At 63.5% G+C, this 20,179-nt stretch carries 17 protein-coding genes; 10 read left to right on the top strand and 7 right to left on the bottom strand.

Going from position 1 to position 20,179, the window contains the following annotated elements:
* The coding region (locus tag KBB36_RS17610) for a pyruvate kinase (RefSeq protein ID WP_290983958.1) at positions 1 to 445 on the bottom strand (445 nt) is incomplete at its 3' end.
* Between the two features lie 164 nt (positions 446 to 609).
* Between KBB36_RS17610 and ppa the strand changes: the two genes are divergently transcribed.
* Positions 610 to 1,143, top strand: a complete 534-nt coding sequence (gene ppa, locus KBB36_RS17615) for an inorganic diphosphatase (protein WP_290983961.1) — start codon at positions 610 to 612, stop codon at positions 1,141 to 1,143.
* Positions 1,144 to 1,549: 406 nt separating this feature from the next.
* On the opposite strand, the gene KBB36_RS17620 is transcribed toward ppa, so the two are convergent.
* Positions 1,550 to 3,199: a GMC family oxidoreductase N-terminal domain-containing protein gene (locus KBB36_RS17620; RefSeq protein WP_290983964.1), complete on the bottom strand. Its 1,650-nt coding sequence runs from the start codon at positions 3,197 to 3,199 to the stop codon at positions 1,550 to 1,552.
* A 292-nt stretch (positions 3,200 to 3,491) separates the two neighbouring features.
* Positions 3,492 to 4,235 carry an SDR family NAD(P)-dependent oxidoreductase gene (locus KBB36_RS17625; protein WP_290983967.1) on the bottom strand — a complete coding sequence of 248 codons (744 nt, stop codon included), beginning with the start codon at positions 4,233 to 4,235 and terminating at the stop codon, positions 3,492 to 3,494.
* A gap of 127 nt (positions 4,236 to 4,362) precedes the next feature.
* On the opposite strand from KBB36_RS17625, the gene greB reads away from it, so the two are divergent.
* Both greB and KBB36_RS17635 read left to right on the top strand, forming a co-directional pair.
* Complete coding sequence (gene greB / locus KBB36_RS17630) at positions 4,363 to 4,920, top strand: transcription elongation factor GreB (protein ID WP_290983970.1); 558 nt, start codon at positions 4,363 to 4,365, stop codon at positions 4,918 to 4,920.
* Positions 4,921 to 4,984: 64 nt separating this feature from the next.
* Positions 4,985 to 5,368, top strand: coding sequence for a response regulator (locus KBB36_RS17635; protein ID WP_290983972.1), 384 nt, complete (start codon positions 4,985 to 4,987; stop codon positions 5,366 to 5,368).
* A 2-nt stretch (positions 5,369 to 5,370) separates the two neighbouring features.
* Here KBB36_RS17635 and KBB36_RS17640 read toward each other — a convergent pair whose 3' ends face one another.
* Complete coding sequence (locus KBB36_RS17640) at positions 5,371 to 7,923, bottom strand: ATP-binding protein (RefSeq protein WP_290983975.1); 2,553 nt, start codon at positions 7,921 to 7,923, stop codon at positions 5,371 to 5,373.
* 67 nt (positions 7,924 to 7,990) lie between these two features.
* Here KBB36_RS17640 and KBB36_RS17645 point away from each other — a divergent pair, with 67 nt between their 5' ends.
* On the top strand, positions 7,991 to 10,147 hold the full coding sequence (locus KBB36_RS17645; protein ID WP_290983978.1) for an ATP-binding protein: 2,157 nt from the start codon (positions 7,991 to 7,993) through the stop codon (positions 10,145 to 10,147).
* Between the two features lie 3 nt (positions 10,148 to 10,150).
* On the opposite strand, the gene KBB36_RS17650 is transcribed toward KBB36_RS17645, so the two are convergent.
* Complete coding sequence (locus KBB36_RS17650) at positions 10,151 to 10,603, bottom strand: DUF2147 domain-containing protein (protein ID WP_290983981.1); 453 nt, start codon at positions 10,601 to 10,603, stop codon at positions 10,151 to 10,153.
* 114 nt (positions 10,604 to 10,717) lie between these two features.
* On the opposite strand from KBB36_RS17650, the gene KBB36_RS17655 reads away from it, so the two are divergent.
* A complete protein-coding gene (locus KBB36_RS17655) occupies positions 10,718 to 11,812 on the top strand; it encodes an FIST C-terminal domain-containing protein (RefSeq protein WP_290983984.1) in 1,095 nt (364 codons plus the stop codon).
* Between the two features lie 7 nt (positions 11,813 to 11,819).
* On the opposite strand, the gene KBB36_RS17660 is transcribed toward KBB36_RS17655, so the two are convergent.
* On the bottom strand, positions 11,820 to 12,875 hold the full coding sequence (locus KBB36_RS17660; RefSeq protein ID WP_290983987.1) for an alcohol dehydrogenase: 1,056 nt from the start codon (positions 12,873 to 12,875) through the stop codon (positions 11,820 to 11,822).
* 120 nt (positions 12,876 to 12,995) lie between these two features.
* Between KBB36_RS17660 and KBB36_RS17665 the strand changes: the two genes are divergently transcribed.
* Genes KBB36_RS17665 through KBB36_RS17680 form a run of 4 tightly spaced genes read left to right on the top strand, consistent with a single transcriptional unit; the run spans position 12,996 to position 18,047 of the window.
* Positions 12,996 to 13,763, top strand: coding sequence for an SDR family oxidoreductase (locus KBB36_RS17665; RefSeq protein ID WP_290983990.1), 768 nt, complete (start codon positions 12,996 to 12,998; stop codon positions 13,761 to 13,763).
* Between the two features lie 11 nt (positions 13,764 to 13,774).
* Positions 13,775 to 15,154: a cytochrome P450 gene (locus KBB36_RS17670; RefSeq protein ID WP_290983993.1), complete on the top strand. Its 1,380-nt coding sequence runs from the start codon at positions 13,775 to 13,777 to the stop codon at positions 15,152 to 15,154.
* Entirely contained in the window at positions 15,151 to 16,551 is a 1,401-nt protein-coding gene (locus KBB36_RS17675) for an amidase (protein WP_290983996.1), read from the top strand. The genes KBB36_RS17670 and KBB36_RS17675 overlap by 4 nt, the downstream gene beginning before the upstream one ends.
* A gap of 23 nt (positions 16,552 to 16,574) precedes the next feature.
* Positions 16,575 to 18,047 carry an NAD(P)H-hydrate dehydratase gene (locus tag KBB36_RS17680; RefSeq protein ID WP_290984005.1) on the top strand — a complete coding sequence of 491 codons (1,473 nt, stop codon included), beginning with the start codon at positions 16,575 to 16,577 and terminating at the stop codon, positions 18,045 to 18,047.
* Here KBB36_RS17680 and KBB36_RS17685 read toward each other — a convergent pair.
* The gene (locus KBB36_RS17685) at positions 18,015 to 19,262 is read right to left on the bottom strand and encodes a SulP family inorganic anion transporter (RefSeq protein ID WP_290983999.1); all 1,248 of its coding nucleotides are present in this window, start codon (positions 19,260 to 19,262) and stop codon (positions 18,015 to 18,017) included. The two genes, KBB36_RS17680 and KBB36_RS17685, sit on opposite strands and share 33 nt — an antisense overlap.
* 143 nt (positions 19,263 to 19,405) lie before the next feature.
* Here KBB36_RS17685 and KBB36_RS17690 point away from each other — a divergent pair, with 143 nt between their 5' ends.
* Positions 19,406 to 20,110, top strand: coding sequence for a hypothetical protein (locus KBB36_RS17690; protein ID WP_290984002.1), 705 nt, complete (start codon positions 19,406 to 19,408; stop codon positions 20,108 to 20,110).
* Positions 20,111 to 20,179: the final 69 nt, after the last annotated feature.

A 20,179-nucleotide genomic window follows, 5' to 3' on the forward strand; every position in this document is an offset into this window, starting at 1 on the left:
CCACCACCTCGGCCTCGGCCCAGCCTGGGCCATGGCTGGCAATCCGCAACCGCAACTTGCCGTCATCCAGCAGCAACTCGGTGCCGGGGCGCAGGGCCGCCATCACTTCCGGATGCGGCAGGGCAACGCGGCTCGCGTTGCCGGGTGTGGCATCACCATCCAGCCGGAAACGCTGTCCGGCCACCAATTCCACCGCGCCATCGGCAAAACTGCCGATACGCAGTTTTGGCCCTTGCAGGTCGGCCAGCAGGCCAATCGGCCGGCCGAGTTCACGCTCCAGCGCCCGCACTGCCTGAATCCGCGCCCGGTGGTCGTCATGGCTGCCATGGCTGAAATTAAGCCGGAACACATCCGCCCCGGCTGCCACCAGAGCGCGAATCTGGTCCGGCCGCGACGAGGCCGGGCCGAGCGTGGCAACGATTTTGACATTCCGCGTGCGGTTCATGGCGATTCCCTCTATCGTTCCAGGGTAGGCGCAAGCGGCCGGCAACCCAAGGGAAATGCACGATTTGCCGCGCCGGAGCGTTGCGGCCCATGTTGCGCCGCAGTAAATACACGCCGCAGTGCAGCACTCCCTTGCGTCACCCAGAAGTTCCCCAGGAGCCAGCCATGGATATCGCCCGTATTCCCGTGGGTAAGAACCCGCCCTATGATGTCAACGCCGTGATCGAGATTCCGGCGGGCGGCGTGCCGGTGAAGTATGAGCTGGACAAGGATTCCGGCGCCCTGTTTGTTGACCGCTTCATCCATACCGCCATGTTCTACCCGGCGAATTACGGCTTTATCCCGCACACCCTGTCGGGTGACGGCGACCCCTGCGACATCCTGGTGGTGAGCCAGATTCCGGTGGTGGCCGGCTCGGTGATCCGCTCGCGCCCGGTCGGCGCGCTGATGATGGAAGACGAGGCCGGCGGCGACGAGAAGATCATCGCCGTGCCGGTGGACAAGCTGCACCCGTTCTACACCAACGTGAAATCCTACGAAGACCTGCCGCCCAGCCTGCTGGCGCAGATCGAGCATTTCTTCAGCCATTACAAGGATTTGGAGAAGGGCAAGTTCGTCAAGGACACGCGCTGGGTCGGGCCCGAGGAAGCCTCGCGCCTGATCACCGAAGGCGTGGTGCGGGCAGCCGGCCTGCGCTGATACAGTATCCAATCGCTTTGATCGTCACCGCCGGGCTTGACCCGGCGGTCTTGTTTTTGCCGCTTCGCCAATCCCGATTAGACCCCCGGGTCCAGCCCACTGGTGTCCGGTTTAATCTGATGCCGCTTTTTTGCGCCCCCCAGAAAGTCGTCATGCCCGCGAAGGCGAGCATCCCGTTTTTGAAAAAATATGGCTGAATTCCGGGGAAAATATGATGCCCGGGTCAAGCCCGGGCATGACGATGGAGAGGGGGATGGATTTAGCGCCGCGATATTCCAGCAGCGCTGATTTCGTGTCTTCTCAAGGCACCAAGTTCCAAAACCTCAGCAATGCCGCTTCTTTCGACGCTCCGACAAAAATTAAACCGGACAGCCGTGGGGCAAGTCCGGGGGTGACGCATGTTAAGCTACCGCCCCCGCGCATCGCGCAGGATACTTTCCGCGGCTTTCTCGGCGATCATCAGAGTGGGCGAGGCGGTGTTGCCTGAGGTGATCAGCGGCATGGCCGAGGCATCCACCACGCGCAAGGCCTGGATGCCGCGCACCCGCAAATCGCCGTCCAGCACCGCCATGGCATCATGTTCCGGCCCCATCTTGGCGGTGCCGACCGGATGGAAGATGGTGGCGCCCAGATCGCCGGCCGCCTTGAACATCTGTTCCTCGCTCTGCACCTGCGGCCCGGGCAGATATTCCTCGGGCTGGTAAGGTGCCAGGGCCGGGGCCTGGGCCAGCCGCCGGGTCAGCTTCAGGCTATCCACCGCCACGCGGCGGTCTTCCGGCGTGGCGAGGTAATTCGGCTGGATCGCCGGCGCCTGGGCGGCATCGCTGCTGGTGATGCGCACATGGCCGCGCGAAGTGGGGCGCAGATTGCAGATGCTGGCGGTGAAGGCGGGGAATTTGTGCAAGGGATCGCCGAATTTATCCAGCGAGAGCGGCTGGATGTGGAATTCCACATTGGCGGTGGCATGTTCCGGGCTGGAGCGGGTGAACATGCCGAATTGCGATGGCGCCATGGTCAGCGCGCCGCGCCGGAACAGCGCGTAATCCAATGCAATCTTGGCCTTGGCCAGCAATGACTGATCCAGTTCGTTGATCGTCACCACGTTTTTCACTTTGTAGATCAGGCGGATTTGCAGATGGTCCTGCAAATTCTCGCCTACTCCGGGCGCTTCATGGCGCACATTGATGCCATGCTGCTGTAACAGCGCGCCGGGGCCGATGCCGGAAAGCTGCAACAATTGCGGCGAGGCGATGGCGCCGGCGGTGAGCAGGATCTCGCCCGCCGCGCGCACCCGCAGGCGCCGGCCATTCTGGCGATAGATCACCGCGCTGGCGCGTTTGCCCTGCAATTCGATCCGCTCGGCATGGGCCTGGATGCGCACGTCCAGATTGGGCCGGTTGAGCACCGGCTTGAGGAAGCCGGTGGCCGCCGACCAGCGCCGCCCCTTGCGCTGGTTGACCTGGAAATAGCCAGCGCCTTCATTGTCGCCGCGATTAAAATCATCCACCGGCGGAATGCCGATTTCGGCACCGGCGCGGCCCACCGCATCCAGGATGTCCCAGGTCACGCGCGGCTGCTCAACCCGCCATTCGCCACCGGATTTGTGCAAGGGGGCTGCGCCATCCGACCAATGATCCTCATGCTTGAGGAAATACGGCAGCACATCCTCCCAACCCCAGCCGGTCAGGCCCAATTGCCGCCAGCCATCATAATCGGCGGCCTGGCCGCGCATGTAGACCATGGCGTTGATCGCGGTGCAGCCGCCCAGCACCTTGCCGCGGGCATAGCCGATGCTGCGGCCATTCAGGCCCGGCACCGGTTCGGTCTTGAAACACCAGTCCGAGCGCGGATTGCCGATGGCAAACAGATAGCCGATCGGGATATGGAACCAGATCCAGTCATCCTTGCCGCCGGCTTCCAGCAGCAGCACGCGGTTTTTCGGATCGGCAGAGAGCCGGTTGGCCAGCAGCGAACCCGCCGTGCCGCCGCCTACAATCACATAATCGAATTCGCCGGCATCCTCGATATCATCGGCGCGCCGCTGCATATTGGCCATGAAATCCTCCCTCGTGCCGGCAAGTGTAGGGCAGGGCCGGCCCGCTGCGAAAGCCGCGACCGGGTGGGAAACAGCTGAGTGGCAAAACCGCCAGGCTGCAGGATGGAGTGGGCGGGGCGGCTGGCTTAAGCTGCATTCTGCTACCCTGGTATTCACAGCGCTTCGCAAAGCTTCCCGATGCTTCGCCACGCTTCGCAGACATTCCCGCTGATTTGTCGCACTTCGTTCGCGCTTGCGGCGAAATTGAAAAAACTGCCGCCAAGTGTACAGAACAAAAGGCGAATTTGCAACTCTACAGCGCGCCCAGCAATGTCAGCCCGCCATCCACCAGCAGGGATTGCCCGGTGACATAGCCGGCCAGCGGCGAGGCCAGGAACAGCGCCACGCCGGCAATATCCTCGGGCGTGCCGATGCGGCCCAGCGGCAGGCGGGCAGCCACCGCATCATGGTTGCCGGCCTGGTTGGCGGTCAGCTTGGTGGGTACAAAGCCGGGGCCGATGCCATTCACCCGGATGCCCTGGCGGCCCCATTTGATCGCCAGCACTTTGTTCAGATGTTTCAGGCCGATCTTGCTGGCGGAATAGGCCGGGTTGTTGCGCGCCGCCTGCTCGGCCACCACCGAATCCAGGTTGATGATGGCGCCGCGCCGCGCAGCCAATGCCGGCTGCAACTGCGCGCACAGATCCATCACCCCGGTCAGGTTGATCTCCAGCACGCGGGCAAAGCCGGCGCGCTCAAATTCCTGGCCCTTATACAGCACGGTGCCAACACAATTCACCAGCACATCCAGCGCAGTAAACTGCCCGGCCAGGGCGGCCACCGAGGCGGCATCGCTCACATCCAGGCGGATGAAGTTCATGCCGCTGAAATCCTGCTCATAGGCGCCGGCCTCGCGCGTGCCGGTGATGCTCACGCTGGCGCCGGCAGCCAGAAAGGCGCGCGCCACACCATAGCCGATGCCATCCGAACCGCCGGTGACCAGCACGCTCTTGCCGGAAAAATCCAGGGCTGCGGCGGGTTGGGCGCCTGTTTGCATGCTATCCTCCATTTTTCCCAAAGCATGATCCACGATCCGCGTGTTGTGGAAAAGGCTTTGGCAATGGCTCGCGCCGCCAAGCCTGTCGGGTCTACATTCGACCAGAATACCATTTGGGCCAGGAGCAATGAGCAAAGCATTCACCAAAGAATCAGATGGCGACGGCCCGGACGAGGATGACGAGGCCGAAGCCGGCCCCGCCTTGCCGGTTGGCGCCAAAAATTACATTACCCTTGAAGGCCTGGAGCGGCTGCGCGCCGAGTTGCGCCAGTTACGTTCCGTGGAACGCCCCAAAGTGGTTGAGATCGTTTCCTGGGCGGCGGGTAATGGCGACCGCTCCGAAAATGGCGATTACATCTATGGCAAGCGCCGGTTGCGTGAGATTGATCGTCGCATTCGCTTTCTGCTCAAGCGGCTGGAAATTGCCGAGCCGGTTGACCCCGCCTTGCAGAAAAATCGTGCGCAGGTGTTTTTCGGCGCCACCGTCACCTATGTCGACAGCCAGGATGTGGAACGTACCATCCGCATTGTTGGCGTGGACGAAGCTCGGCTGGAACTGGGTGAGATCAGTTGGATCTCGCCTGTGGCGCGCGCCTTGCTGAAGGCGCGAGTGGGTGATGTGGTGGAAATGCGCACCCCAACCGGGCGCGACAGCCTGGAAGTGCTGTCGATCCGCTATGGCTGATTGCCGCAGCGGCAGGGCTGGTATAGTTTTCTCACGGCATTGAACAAGCCGTGGGGGGAAGCCGGTGCCGCGCATTTTGTTGGTCGATGATGACCAACTTGTCAGCACAACGCTGCTCATGACCCTGGAAAACCAGGGCCACGACGTGGTGGTTTGCAATGATGGCCGCGCGGCTCTGGAGTGGTTGCAGCAGGATGCTGCCTTTGATGCCATGATCACTGATATTCTGATGCCGGATATGGATGGGTTGGAATTGATCCGTGCCGTGCGGGTCCTGGCGCCGGCCTTGCACATCATCGCCATGTCGGGCGGTGGGCGCCGTGGCAACCAGGATTTCCTGCAATTTGCCGAGGCTTTTGGTGCCGATGCCGCGCTGGCCAAGCCATTTGGCAGTGAAACCCTGCTTGCCACCTTGCAGCAGGTGCTGGCCCGGCCGCGCCCGGGATAAATTCAGGCCTTGCCGAGCGGCAGATACAGTGTCACCACGGTGCCGACACCGGGCTGGCTCTGCAAGTGCAGTGCACCGCCGGTTTCGCGCGCAAAACCATACACCATGCTTAAGCCCAGGCCGCTGCCGCTGCCCACTGGTTTGGTGGTGAAATAGGGTACGATGGCATTACGCAGGGTTTCGTTATCCATGCCGGTGCCGGTATCGCTGAGGCTGATACAGGCATACTGGCCGGGAGCCAGCCCCAAGAGCGCATCGGCTTCGGCAATATCCTGCCGTTTTGCAGTAATCGTCAGCTTGCCGCCTTCCGGCATGGCATCGCGGGCATTGATTGCCAGGTTGAGCAGGGCAGTTTCAAGCTGGATGCGGTCGGTATTGACACTGGGCAGATCCTCGGCGACCTGGCATTCCAGTGTCACGCCCTTGCCGCAGGCCTGACGCAGCAGAGGTTCAAGCTCGTGGATCGCGGCAGTCAGGTCGAAACCGCCTAGCTGCAAGGGTTGGCCGCGTGCGAAAAGCAGCAGGCGCTGGGTCAGCGCCGCGCCCTTGCGCGCTGCTTCCAGCGTCAGGTCGGCCAGCAGGCGCTGACGGTCATTCGCCAGCATGTCGCGCAGCAAGGCGGTGGATTGTTCGATCACCTGCAACAGATTGTTGAAATCATGCGCCACGCCGCCAGAGAGGCGATCCACCGCATCCATCTTCGCCAGGCTGGTGAGACGCCCGAGATAGGCTTCGCGTTCCAGCGCCAGCCGGGCCAGATTGGCGGCAATGCCAAGAATTTGCCGCTCCGTCGCACTCGGCTCGCGCGGCCGTTCGGAATAAACCGCCAGCGTGCCGAAGACATGGCCGTTCTCGCCGATGATCGGCGTTGACCAGCAGGCGCGCAGGTTGAACGGCAACACGAGGTAGCGATGGTTGACCCAGTTCGGATCGCTGGCGATATCGGCGCTGATCACCGGAAGCCGGGTTGCGGCCGAGGTGCCGCAGGAGCCGACGCCGGCGCCGATCTCCAGGCCGTTCAACTGGTCCGTGTAAGCGGTGGGCAGGCTGCTTGAAAGCGTGGCGGCGAAGCGGCGGCCTTCATTGTCGAGCCGGTGCAGCGACACTTTTGAGTCGGCGATGTTGTTTTCCAGCCAGCAGATGGTCTCGCCGAGCAGTTCATCCAGCCGGCCACCGCGTGTTATCCGCTCCAGGATGCCAAGCTGCGAGGTGAGCAGGGCCTCATGTCGCTTGCTGTCGGTGATATCACTGCGCAGCACGGCGATGCCGCCTTCCGAGGTGCGATATTCGCTGATCCGCAGCCAGCGGCCATCCGACAGGCGTTCTTCGCTTTGCTGTTGGCCGCGCTGGTGCTGCAGAATGCGGCCGTTTTCCCGGTTGTTGCGATCCGGATAATCGCCGAGCCGGATTGCGGCGCGCTGTAGGGTATCAAAGGGCATGTGCTTGCGAATCAGCCGGCCGCTTTTGGGGTAGCTTTCAGCATATTTGCTGTTCCACACCACCAGGCGGCCTTCACGGTCGTAAACTGCAAAGGCATCATTGATACTTTCCAGCGCATCCAGCAATTGGCGCTGGGCGCGGTCGGCGGCGATGCGGGCATATTTTTGCCCTAGCGACGCGAAGAACAGCAGCAGGCTGACCGCGATGCCGATGCTGAGCACAATATTGGCCAGTCTTGCATCGCTGCTCAGGGCCTTGTCCAGGCCCCAGGTTTCCAGCCGCCAGGGCGTGCCGAACAGCGAGATCGTGGTGGTTTCGCCAAGGCCCGGCGCAGCGGGCAATTTTTCATTGCGGTGCAACACGAGAGCTGCCTCCGCCTCCGGCCCATTCAGCAGGCGCAGGCCGATATGATCGCGCAATGTGGCGTGTGGTTCGGCCAGCAAAGGCCCCAGATCAAGCAGCAACACCAGATAACCCGAGATAACGCCCGCTCCCTCATGCACCACCGGGCTTGCCACGATCAGGCCGGTATCACTGGTCTGTCCGGTCGTATCGCTGAGCGCCAGCACCGGTGAAATCGCCAGGCGACGTTGTGCAGCGGCTTGTTCTATGGTGCTGCGCCAGGCTGGCTGTTGCGGCGGCGATACGATATCGGCCAGGCGGCGCGGGTTGAAAATCAGGCCGTGCATTGGCGTGTACAGGCCAGCTGCTGTATCGGTCGCCGCCACATAGGCCAGATAATCCACACCACGAATATTCGCCCCGGCATGGATCAGGCCGGTGAAGCCGGAAAACTCAGCCGACGTCACAGTCTGCGATGCCGCGTAGAAGGCATTGGTGGCGGTGAGGAAATACTCCACCCGGGCAATACGGCTCTGCATTTCATCGGCCAGACGGGCGCTGTCGAGGCGCAATTGTGCTGTGGTCTGATCGGCGGCGCGGTCGCGCAGCAAGGCATGGCCGTAGAAACTGGCCGCCAGCGCCACCGAAATCACCAGCGTGGGCAATGCGTTGCGCAGCCAGACTTGTCCGCGCTGCCAACGTTCCGGCCAGCGTCCGGCCTTGTATTCCGCTTCAGCCGTTTCCGGCTCGGCAATGCCTCGCGCCTGCTCCATGTTGCGAGCCTAAGCGGAGCCAAGTGCCGTTTGCAAGCGGTCCTATTTTATCATTATAATTTCAATCATGGACTGGCTGCCAACCGACAGTATCAGCAGCTTCGCCGGAAACCTGTTGCTGTTTCTGGCGTTGGCGCTGTTTCATGACTGGCTGTCCGGCACACGTCTGGTGCAACACCGGCAGGCTTATGCTCTCGCGGTTGGCATCAGCTTCGGCCTAGCGGCAATCATCAGCATGTTGATGCCGGCAGCACAGATTGCCGGTATTTTCTGGGATGCACGCCATGTGGCGGTGGGGCTGGGGGCGCTGCTGGGTGGACCAGTGGCGGCTTTCGCTGCGGCCACGGCGGCCGGTGCCTATCGGCTCTGGCTTGGCGGTGCGGGTGCGCTGGGTGGAGTTGGTTCGGTTTTTGTTGTGGCGCTGCTCGGGCTTGCCGTCTGGCGCTGGGCCAAGGACGGTGACGGCCTGGTGCGGCCAAGTTTCCGGCATCTGGCGCTGCTGGCGCCGCTTACCGGGCTGGGCGCCACCACCAGCTATCTGTTCCTGATGCTGATTGATCGGCCGCTGGCGCTCAAATTGCTGGAAGATAGTGCGATTGGCTTCGCCTTGCAGGTCGGCATCGGCACCGGCATCCTCGGCGGTAGCATCCTGCTGCTGGCGCGGCGACGCGAGCTGGAGCGGCATCTCGCCGGCTTGTCCGGGAACTTCCCTGGTGCGCTCTATCGCCGCGTGCAACGCCCGGATGGCAGTGTGCATTATCCTTTTGTCAGCGCCGGCACGCGCAATCTGCTGGGGCTTGAGCCTGTGGCGATCCAGCGCGATCCGATGCTGTTGGCCAAGCTGGCGGATCGTGACGAATTTGCGCGCCACATGGCCGCCGTGGAGCGCAGCCGGCAGGATATGCTGCCATTCATGCTCGATACGCGGCTCAACCCTGCCGGCGGCAGCGAGAAGTGGCTGCGCAATTATGTGCGCCCCAGCCTGGCGCCGGATGGTTCGCTGATCTGGGATTGCGTGGTGCTGGATATCACCGAGCAACGCCAGGCCGAGGAATTGCTGCGCCAGGCACGCGAACAGGCCGAAGCCGCCAATCAGGCGAAATCCGCCTTCCTGGCCAGTATGAGCCATGAATTGCGCACGCCGCTGAACGCGGTGCTTGGCTTTGCGCAATTGCTCGCCATGGGCACCAAAGACCGCCTGACCGGAACCCAGCAGGAATATATCGGCTATATCGAGGCCAGCGGCCGGCAATTGTTGTCGCTGATCGAGCAGGTGCTTGATCTGGCCAAGATCGAAGCCGGGCGTATCACATTGTCGATGGAGAGCTGCCAGGCCGATATGCTGGTGGAAGATCTGGAAGACTTTGCCAAGCCGCTGGCTGCCAAGCGGGGCCAGAGCGTCTTAGTCAAGCCGCTGGATCAGGCTGCGCATGTGCTGGTTGATCTGACCCGCTTCAACCAGATCATGGTGAATTTCCTGTCCAATGCGGCGAAATACAATCGCCCTGGTGGCCAGATCGAGGTTGGCTGTGTGGCGACCGGGGACGACCGGCTGGAATTCTATGTTGCCGACAATGGCTATGGCATTCCGCTTGAGCAGCAGGGAAAGGTGTTTGAAGCCTTCAATCGCCTGGGCCGCGAGGGCAGCAATATCGAAGGCACCGGCATCGGCCTGGTGACGGCGAAGCGGCTGGCCGAATTGATGCAGGGAGAAATCGGCTTCAGCAGCCAGCCCGAACAGGGTAGCCGCTTCTGGGTGCGTTTCGCCCGCACAGATGCGCCACAAGTGGCCGAGGCGCCTGCGATGGTTGAACCGCAGCTTTATGCCGATGTGCCAAGCGCCAAGATTCTGTATATTGAGGATAATGCCGCCAACATCATGCTGATCAGCCGTGTGCTGGCGGCGGTGCCCAATGCCATGCTGCTGACGGCGCAGAATGGCACCAGCGGCATCGCGGTGGCGCAGGCCGAGCAGCCTGATCTTGTGCTGCTGGATATTCACCTGCCGGATATCAACGGTTTTGAAGTGCTGCAACGGTTGCGCGACGATGCCCGCTTGCGCGACATGCCGGTGGTGGCGCTCACCGCCGATGCCGATATCCGCTCCAAGGAGCGCGGTAGTGCTGCGGGTTTTGACGATTACCTGACCAAGCCGATCCAGATCGAGCAGTTTCTCGGTACGCTGTGGCGCATCCTGGCTGCACGGCGCAAGCTGGTGCGCTGAAGCCTATTCCTTTTCCCGATGCCAGGTTTGTGTGCGGCCCAATAGCGGCGTGCCGATATACCCGCGCACACGCAATTGGCTGCCGGCTTCAGTCAGGCTGAGTTTGGCATTGTAGATCTTGCCATTCTTGGGATCGAGGATGGCGCCGCCGGCCCAGTCATTGCCGCCATCCGGCTTCAGGCCCCACAGAAAGGTCATGCCGATCACCGGCTGATCCTTGCGCGCACCTTCGCATAAGTCGCAGACCGGATCGGGCTTTTCATCCGGGCGATAGAAGATGCGCAACACACGGCCCTGCAATTCATCGCCCACCTTGGTTACTTCAACAATTGAACGCTCGCTTTTGGTGTCGTCATCAATCGTGCGCCAGCGGCCCACCGGTGAAGCCGGATCTGTGGCCTGTGCTGCCAGCGGCAACAGCGAAACAGTCAGCATGAGGATCAGCGCGCGCAGCATGGTGGCTCCGACAGTATTTGTCACAATATCCGACAGCAATCACACTTTTGCGTCAAGACTGCGCAAGCCGCAATGGATCGTGTATGCTTCCAGGCGGTCAACAGGAGTGGCACCATGAGTCAGCAAGCCCTTGGTTCCAAATTCCGCCTTGGTGCTGCCATGGCGGCGGATTGGCGCATGGCAGTGGATGGCAGCCTGTTACAGGCTATGCCGGTGGGCGATACCGCCAATATCGGCTTTGTCTATGTTACCGAGCGGCTGGCCGGGCAGATGCCGCAGGTGATGCGCCGTATTTCGGAAGCCACCGGTATCAGCAACCTGCTGGGTGCGGTGAGCCATTCGATTGCGGCCGGCGAGCGGGAATATTTTGATGAGCCGGCGGTGGCCTGCCTGATCGGCTCTGTGCCGGAAGGCAGTGCGGCGTTGTTTTCGCAGCTCAACCGGATTCCGCAAGGCTGGCTTGGCATTCTGCATGCTGATCCGCATGTGCCGGCTTTGCCCGAGATTTTGCAGGATATCGGCGAGGCTTCCGGCGCCTATCTGGTTGGCGGCCTGGCAGCGGCGCGCGAGGCCAAGCCGCAATGGGCCGGCGGGCTGGTTGAAGACGGCATCTCCGGCGTGATCTTTTCCGAAGCCCAGCCGATCATTGCCGGCCTGAGCCAGGGCTGCACCCAGGTGGGGCCGTTGCACAGCATAACGGCTGCGGATGGCAACATGATCCTGGAACTGGATCACCAGCCGGCCTATGCGGCCTTGCAGGATGCCTTCAACATCCGCTCGATGCAGGATTTGCGCCGGCTCGGCGCCGGCCTGATGGTGGGGTTGCCGGTGGGCGGCTCGGACCGGCCGGATTATCTGGTGCGCAACATCATGGGCATTGATCCGCAGGCCGGCGCGCTGGCCATCGGCGCGCTGGTGGAGGAGGGCGACGGCCTGTTCTTCTGCCGCCGCGACACTGAAAGTGCCGGCCGCGACATGGATCGTATGCTGGCCGATCTGAAACGCCGCTGCGGCAATGCCGAGCCGCGTGGCGCGGTGTATTTTTCCTGCATGGCGCGCAGCCAGGATCAGTTTGTGCAGGAGCCGGGTGAACTGGCGCGGATCGCGGCAGCTTTCCCCGGCCTGCCGGTGCTGTGCATGTATTGCGGCGGCGAAATCGCCGCCGCCCGCCTCTATGGCTATACCGGGGTGCTGACGCTGTTTCTTTAATTACTAATCAGTTTGACAGCACGATGCGGCCAACCACGCCGCCGGCCTTGAGCTGCTCCAGCGCGCCATTCACCGCATCCAGCGGCCGCACTTCGATCGGCAGCGCCGGCAGGTGCTGCTGCTGCGCCAGCGCAATCAGTTCCTTCAGCTCCACCAGGCTGCCGACATAGGAACCCGAAATGCTGACGCCCTTCATCACCAGCAGCGGCAGTGAGATCGTGGTCTGGCCGCCGAGCAGGCCGACACTGACCAGATGGCCGCCCTTGCGCAATGCGCCATAGGCGAATTCGAAGCTCTGCGGCGAGCCGGCGAAATCCACCGCGCCGGCCACGCCGCCGGTAGCCTTCACCAAAGCCTTGCCGGCGCCTTCGGCGCGCGGATCAATCGCATCCTTGGCACCCAGCTTGAGTGCCGCTTCGCGCTTGGCCGGGTCGAGATCAACCACGATGGGGGCCTGGCCGGTCACCGCCTTGGCCATGGCGATGCCGTTGAGGCCGACGCCACCAGCGCCGACGATCAGCAGGCTCTGGCCATCAGGCAGTTTGCCGATCTTCTTCAGGGCGGAATAGGCGGTGAGGCCGGAACAGGCATAGGTGCAGGCCAGTTCGGTGTTGAGGCTGCCGTAATCCACCAGATAACGATCTGCCGGCACCAGCACATGGCTGGCAAAGCCGCCATTGAGAAACACGCCCAGGGCTTGGGCCTTGCCGGCGCAGAGATGCTCGGCGCCGCTCTGGCATACCGCACAGGTGCCGCAGCCGATCCACGGGAAAATCAGGCGGCGCTGGCCAATTTCCACGCCGCTGGCTTCCGGCCCCTTGGCCACCACGGTGCCGACAATCTCATGCCCCATGGTCAGCGGCAGCAGGCTGCCATTATTGGCCGCCACAATCTTCTTGCCGCCGCCCAGATCCCAGTAGCCATCCCAGATATGCAGGTCGCTATGGCACACGCCGCAACGCTCCATCTTCACCAGCACTTGTGCCCCGGTGGGTTCCGGCAGCGGGCTTTCACTGGCAACCAGCGGCTTGGCGAATTCGGCGACCTGATAACTGCGCAACACGGGCTTTTCCTCTCTTCTTGCTTGACCTTACGATAAGATTCTAGGCGCGGCGTGGCGCTGGTGTAAAGCGCGCCAATGGCTAAACTATCTGTCAACGAATGATAAAAGGGAGTGCATAAGGTGCAGGCATTTCGGATTGATGGCCGCGTGGCGCTGATCACCGGGGCATCGCGGGGCTTTGGCCTGGAAATCGCCCGGCTGTTCGGCCAGGCCGGCGCGCATGTGGTGCTGAATGGCCGCCATGCCGAAACGCTGGAAGCCTGTGCCGAGACCTTACGCGGCGAGGGTATCCAGGCCAGCATCGCCGCCTTCGATGTGGCGGATGTCAACGCGGCCCAGGCGGCCATTGCACGGATCCAGGCCGAGCAGGGCCAGCTTGATATTCTGGTCAACAATGCCGGCATGAATATCCGCAAACCACTGGCGGATTACACGCTGGCGGAATGGCAGCAGGTGTTGAACACCAATCTCACCGCCGCCTTTGTGCTGTCGCAGGCCGCCGGGCTGAAAATGGCCGAACAGGGTTTTGGCCGTATTATCAATATCGGCTCGATCCTGTCGGTGCTTGGCCGCGCCACGATCCCGGCCTACACCGCGTCCAAACATGGCATCCTCGGGCTGACTAAGGCTTTGGCCGCCGAACTCGGCCCCAAGGGCGTGACGGTGAATGCCATCGCGCCGGGCTATTTTGAAACCGAGCTGAATGCCGAATTGATGGCGCGGCCGGAATTTGTCGCCTTCGTCAATGGCCGCACACCGCTGGGCCGCTGGGGCCAGCCAGCCGAACTGGCCGGCGCCGCGCTGTTCCTGGCCGCGCCTGCTGGCGGTTATGTCAATGGCCATCTGCTGGTGGTGGATGGCGGCATGACCACCACCCTGTTCGGCTGAGGGGGCGCATAATGGCCGTGGCCGAAGCCGAATTCATCCCGGTGCGGCCGGCGCCGATGCGCGGGCCGCGTAATCTGGTGAAGATCATCCGCACCATCCGCGACAATGCCATCGCGGCCTGGAGCGATGAAGCCTATGAGCGTGATTACATCTTCTACCAGATGTTCATGCGCCGGGTGCTGCTGGCCAATCACCCCGACCTGATCCGCCATGTGATGCTGGATAATGTGGCGAATTACGTGCGCGATCCGCTGGGCCAGCGCATTCTGGAGCCGGGCTTGGGCAATGGCCTGCTGACCAGTGAGGGGCTGGACTGGAAACGTCAGCGCCGCCTGATGGCGCCGATTTTTGCGCCGCGCCGCATCCAGGCTTTCGGTCCGCTGATGACCGGCTGCACAGTCGCTCTGGCCGAAACGTTGCAGGCGGGCCAGCGGATCGACATGGCCGAGGCGATGATGCATGTGACGCTGGATATCATCGCGCGCAGCATGTTCGGCGCCGATCCGGCTTCCGATGTATCTCAGGTTGGCGCCGCGATGGATGCCTACCAGGCCACGGTGAAGCCCGGCATCGCCGATCTGCTGGGCCTGCCGGGCTGGTTTCCGCGCCCGGGCGCTGCCAAGGGCCGCGCCGCGTTGAGCCAGATGGACACCATCATCAACGGCCTGATTGAGCGCCGCCGCAGCCAGATCGCCAAAGGTGCGCCGGCCGGCGACGACCTGCTGGGTCTGCTGCTGGCCGCCAGTGACGCGGAAGCGGCGCCCGGGGCCAAGGGCATGGACGATCGCGAAGTGCGCGACCATATGGCCACCTTTTTCCTCGCCGGCCATGAAACCACCGCCACCGCCTTGGCCTGGACCTGGTATCTGCTGAGCCAGGATGGCGCTGTGCAGGCCAAACTCTGGGCCGAACTGGATGCGGTGTTGTCTGGCCGCGATCCGGTCTGGGCTGATCTCGACAAGCTGGTTTATTGCCGCATGGTGGTGGAAGAGGCGATGCGGCTGTATCCACCGGCGCATAGCACCTCGCGTATCGCATTGGCCGATGACGAAGTGATGGGCGTAAAGATTGCCAAAGGCACGGCAGTGATCGTTTCGCCCTGGCTGATGCATCGCCATCGGCGCTATTGGGCCGAGCCGGATCGGTTCGACCCGGAGAATTTTGCTCCCGAAAAAGCAGCGGCAAGGCCGCGCTTCACTTTCCTGCCATTCGGCGCCGGGCCGCGTATCTGCATCGGCATGGGCTTTGCCATGGCCGAAGCGGTGCTGATCCTGGCCACCCTGGCGCGGCGTTTCCGTTTTGAATTGGCTCCGGGCGCTGTTGTGGTGCCGGTGGCGAAAATCACCCTGCGGCCGCAGCCCGGCCTGCCGATGATAACGAGGCTTCGATGAGTGATGATATCTGTTTCATGAGTGCGGCCGAGATGGCGGCGGCGTTTCGCGCCGGCAGCCTGTCGCCGGTGGAAGTGACCCAGGCCTTGCTGGCCCGCATTGCCCGGGTCAATCCGCAGGTCAATGCCTATAATCTGGTGGACGAGGCCAGCGCGCTGGCCGATGCCCGCGCTGCCGAGGCACGCTATCGCGCCGGCCAGCCGCTTTCACCCATCGATGGCGTCCCCGCCTCGATCAAGGACATCATCCTGACACGCGGCTGGCCCACCTTGCGCGGCTCCAAAACCGTTGATCCGGCGCAGCCCTGGCTGGATGATGCGCCGGTGACGGCGCGCTTGCGCGAAGCCGGCTGCGTGATTATCGGCAAAACCACCACACCGGAATTCGGCTGGAAGGGCGTGACGGACTCGCCACTCACCGGCATCACGCGCAACCCGTGGAATCTGGCCACCACGCCGGGCGGCTCCTCGGGCGGTGCCTCGGCCCAGGTGGCGGCGGGGCTTGGCCCGCTGGCGGTGGGCACCGATGGCGGTGGTTCGATCCGAATTCCGGCAGGCTTTGCCGGCATCACCGGGTTGAAACCCAGCTTCGGCCGCGTGCCGGCCTATCCGCTCAGCCCGTTTGGCACCGTGGCGCATCTTGGGCCGATGACCCGCGATGTGCTTGACGCGGCGCTTATGCTGCGCGAGATGGCGCGGCCCGATGCGCGCGACTGGTTCGGCCTGCCCTGGGAAGACAAGGATTATGCGGCCGGGCTGGCAGCCAGCCTGAAGGGCGTGAAAATCGCCTATAGCCCAACACTGGGTTATGCCAAGGTGGACCCGGAAGTGGCGGCGCGGGTGCGCGAGGCGGTGGCGGTGCTGGAAAGCCTGGGCGCCATCATCGAGGAGGTAGATCCGCCGATTGGCGATCCCACCGATATCTTCCATGTGCATTGGTGGATGGGCGCCTACAATGCCACGCGCGCGCTCTCGCCGGCGGCTTTTGCCCAGCTTGATCCCGGCTTGCAGGATAGCCACGCCCGTGGCCGCGCCATCGGCATGAGCGAATATCTGGATGCCGCCAATGCCCGTGGCCGGCTTGGCACGGCGATGCGGCAATTCCATGAAACCTACGCTTTCCTGGTTACGCCAACCCTGGCCGTGCCGGCCTTCGAGGCCGGAAGGGTGGCGCCCAAGGCGATGGGCGATGTGTACTGGACCGCCTGGACGCCCTTCACCTATCCGTTCAATCTGAGCCAGCAGCCGGCGCTGAGCGTGCCATGCGGTTTCACCGCGGCGGGCCTACCGGTCGGCTTGCAGTTTGTTGGTCCGATGCATCGCGATGATCTGGTGTTGCAGGCCGGTGCCGCCTATCAGGCGGTGACCGACTGGCACAAGCGGCGGCCCGTATTGTGAGCGTGTTGCTCACCGTTGCGGAAATGGGCGAGGCCGACCGCCTTGCCGTTGCTGCCGGTGTGGCGAGTCTTGATCTGATGGAGCGGGCCGGCGCGGCGGTGGCCGATGCCGTGCGCCTGAATTATCCGCATGGCCCGGTGCTGGTGCTATGCGGCCCGGGCAATAATGGCGGCGACGGTTTTGTGGCGGCGCGGCTGCTGGCCGAGGCCGGCTGGCCGGTGCGCCTGGTTTTGCTGGGTGAGTGCGCTGCCTTGCAGGGCGATGCCGCCGTAATGGCGGCGCGCTGGCCCGGCCCGGTGCTGGCGCCGGCGGAAGCGGATTGCGCTGCGGCCAGTGTTGTCATCGATGCACTGTTTGGCGCCGGGCTGGCGCGGCCATTAAGCGGCGTTGCGGCGGCGCTGGTGCGGGCGGCGAATGCCAGCGGCAAACCCATTGTGGCGGTGGACCTGCCCAGCGGCGTGGCCGGCGATAGCGGCCAGGTGCTGGGCGGCAGGCTGCTCGGCGATGATGGCGCGGTGGCGATCCGGGCGGATCGTACAGTCACTTTTTTCCGCCTCAAGCCGGGTCATCTGCTGCTGCCGGGCCGGCTGCTATGCGGTGCCGTGGCTTTGGCAGATATCGGCATTCCGGCCAAGGTGCTGGACAGCATCAAGCCCCGGCAGTGGCGCAATGGACCGGACGTGTGGCGCACCCTGCTGCCGCAACCGCGCCTGGATGGCCACAAATACGCGCGTGGCCATGCCCTGATCCGCGCCGGGCAGCAGCTTGGCGCCGCCCGGCTGGCTGGCCGGGCCGCCTTGCGCATCGGCGCCGGGCTCTGCACCCTGGCGCTGCCGCATGCATTGATGCACCAGGCGATAACACCGGATGCGCTGATGCGGGTGGAAGCCGATGGCCGCGAGGGCTGGCTGGCGGCTCTGGCCGATCCGCGCCGCAATGTCCTTCTGCTGGGGCCGGGCAATGGCGTTGGTGCCGAGACGCGGCTGGCGGTGCTGGCGGCTCTCGCCGTGCAGCACCCGGCCGGCCAGGGCGGCGTGGTGCTGGATGCCGATGCCTTGACCAGCTTTGCCTTCCGGCCGCAGGAATTGTTTGACGCGATGCAGGATGTGCCGGCGATCCTGACGCCGCATGACGGCGAATTTGCCCGCCTGTTTCCCGATCTGCGGCATGACCCCGACAAGCTGCACCGCGCCCGGCAGGCGGCGGCGCGCAGCAATGCAGTGGTGATCCTGAAAGGCCCGGATACGGTGATTGCCGCGCCGGATGGTGCCGCCGTGATCAACGATAATGCGCCACCCGATCTCGCCACCGCCGGGGCCGGCGATGTGCTGGCCGGTTTCTGCGCCGGCCTGCTGGCCCAGGGGATGCCGAGTTTCGAGGCCGCCTGTGCTGCCGTGTGGCTGCATGGCGCGGCGGCGGCCGAAAGCGGCCCCGGCCTGATCGCCGACGATCTGCCCGAGGCTTTACGCCCGGTGCTGCGGCGGCTGCGGCAATAGTTTCAGCGCATAGCTGAGCGCCGTGCCGACCACGATGGCGATGGTCAGGTCGAGCAGAATGGTGAGCGCCAGGGTGAGCAGCAGCACCAGGAAATCCGGCCATGGGCCTTGGGCGGTGCGTTTGATCTGATGAATCTCGCTCATGTTCCAGGCCACCACCACCAGCAAGGCAGCCAGCGCGGCGAGCGGGAATAACCCGGCCAGCGGTGCCAGCGCCAGCATGAAGACCAGCAGGAAAGCCGCATGCAGCATGCCGGAGACCGGGCCATGCGCCCCGGCGCGGATATTGGTGGCGGTGCGCGCCAGCGCGCCGGTGGCAGGCAGGCCGCCAAACAGCGCCGAGGCGATATTGGCTACACCCTGGCTGACCAGTTCGATATTGGAGCGGTGTTTGCGCCCGGTCATGGCATCGGCGATGACGCAGGATAGCAGGCTTTCGATGCCGGCCAGCAGCGCGATGGTGGCAGCCGAAGGCAGTAATTCCAGCAGCCGCGCCGCCGAGATCGCCGGCAGACTGGGGGCGGGCAGGCTGTTCGGGATGGCGCCGAAACGATCCGCGATGGTTTCCACCGGCAGATGCAGCAGCTGCACCAGCAAAGTGGCGATACCAATGGCGATCAGGAAGCCGGGCCAGGCCGGGCGCCACAGCCGTAATGCGATGATGATGCCCAGTGCCAGCAGCGCGATCAGCAGAGTGATGGCCTGGAAACTGCCGGCGGCGCCGGCATAGGCGGCCAGCTTGGCGATGAATTCGGCCGGCACCGTTTCCAGCTTCAGCCCGAAGAAATCCTTCACCTGGGTGGAGAGGATGGTGACGGCAATGCCGGCGGTGAAGCCGGTGATTACCGGATTGGGAATGAAGCGGATCAGGCTGCCCAGCCGCAGCAGGCCGGCCACCAGCAGCAGCAGCCCGGCCATCAGTGTGGCGAGCAACAGGCCATCATAGCCATGTTGCTGGATCACGCCGTAAACCACGATGACAAAGGCCGCTGTGGGGCCGCCGATCTGGTGCCGGCTGCCGCCCAGGGCCGAGATCAGGAAGCCGGCGATGATGGCGGTAATCAGCCCTTTGTCTGGCGTGGTGCCGCTAGCGATGGCAATCGCCATGGCCAGCGGCAGGGCGACAATGGCCACGGTCAGGCCGCTCAGCGCATCCTTGCGCAAATGTGCCAGCGTATAGCCGTCGCGTAGCACGGTAATCAGTTTCGGCAGCATGATTGGAGTCCAGGTTAGGCAGCCAGGGAGATGGGTTGCGGTATTTTAATACCGCTATTGCCGCCATCATCCGCCCGAAAGCCGGTTTTGGGAAGCGGGATTTTTTAACCATTTTGTCGCACTTCCAGGGCAGGATGGTGGCCATGATCAGGGTCTTTCTTGGCTATAGCCGCTCGGCGCCGGTTGCCTCCTCGGTGGCCGCGCATAGCATTGTCAGCCGCGCCTCGGCGCCGGTTTCGATCAGCTACCTGGCGCTGAACCAGCTTGGCGGCCTCTACACCCGGCCGCGCCACGAGTTGCAATCCACCGATTTTTCCTTCTCGCGCTTCCTGGTGCCCAGCCTGTGCGATTTCCAGGGCTGGGCGTTGTTCACCGACGACGACATGCTGTTCCGCGACGATATCGCCAAGCTGTGGGCGTTGCGCGATCCGGCCTATGCGGTGCAGGTGGTGAAGCATGACCATGTGCCGAAAGAGGAAGTGAAATTCCTCGAACGGGTGCAGACCAAGTATGAAAAGAAAAACTGGTCCAGCGTGATGCTGTTCAACTGTGCCGCCTGCACCGCGCTGACACCGGATTATGTCAACAGCGCCAGCGGCCTGGAGCTGCATCAGTTCAAATGGCTCGGTGATGACGGCCGCATCGGGGAAATTCCGCCGCGCTGGAACCATCTGGTGGATTACGATCCGCCGATCAGCGATCCGGGCAACCTGCATTACACGTCGGGCGGGCCGTTCTACGACGATTTCCGAGATTGCGGCTATGCCGCCGAGTGGCTCGCCGAGCGCCAGGCGATGTTGCATTGCGACCAGACCAAGGCGAAAAAGCCCGCTAAATCAGGCGCTTGATACAAGGCGTCGAATGGCGCGGAAATGCGCCGAAAGCCCTATCCCGGTGGCTTTGCCCATGCTATAGAC

It is taken from the genome of Ferrovibrio sp., from assembly GCF_017994015.1.
In the GTDB taxonomy this organism is placed as follows: Bacteria; Pseudomonadota; Alphaproteobacteria; order Ferrovibrionales; family Ferrovibrionaceae; genus Ferrovibrio.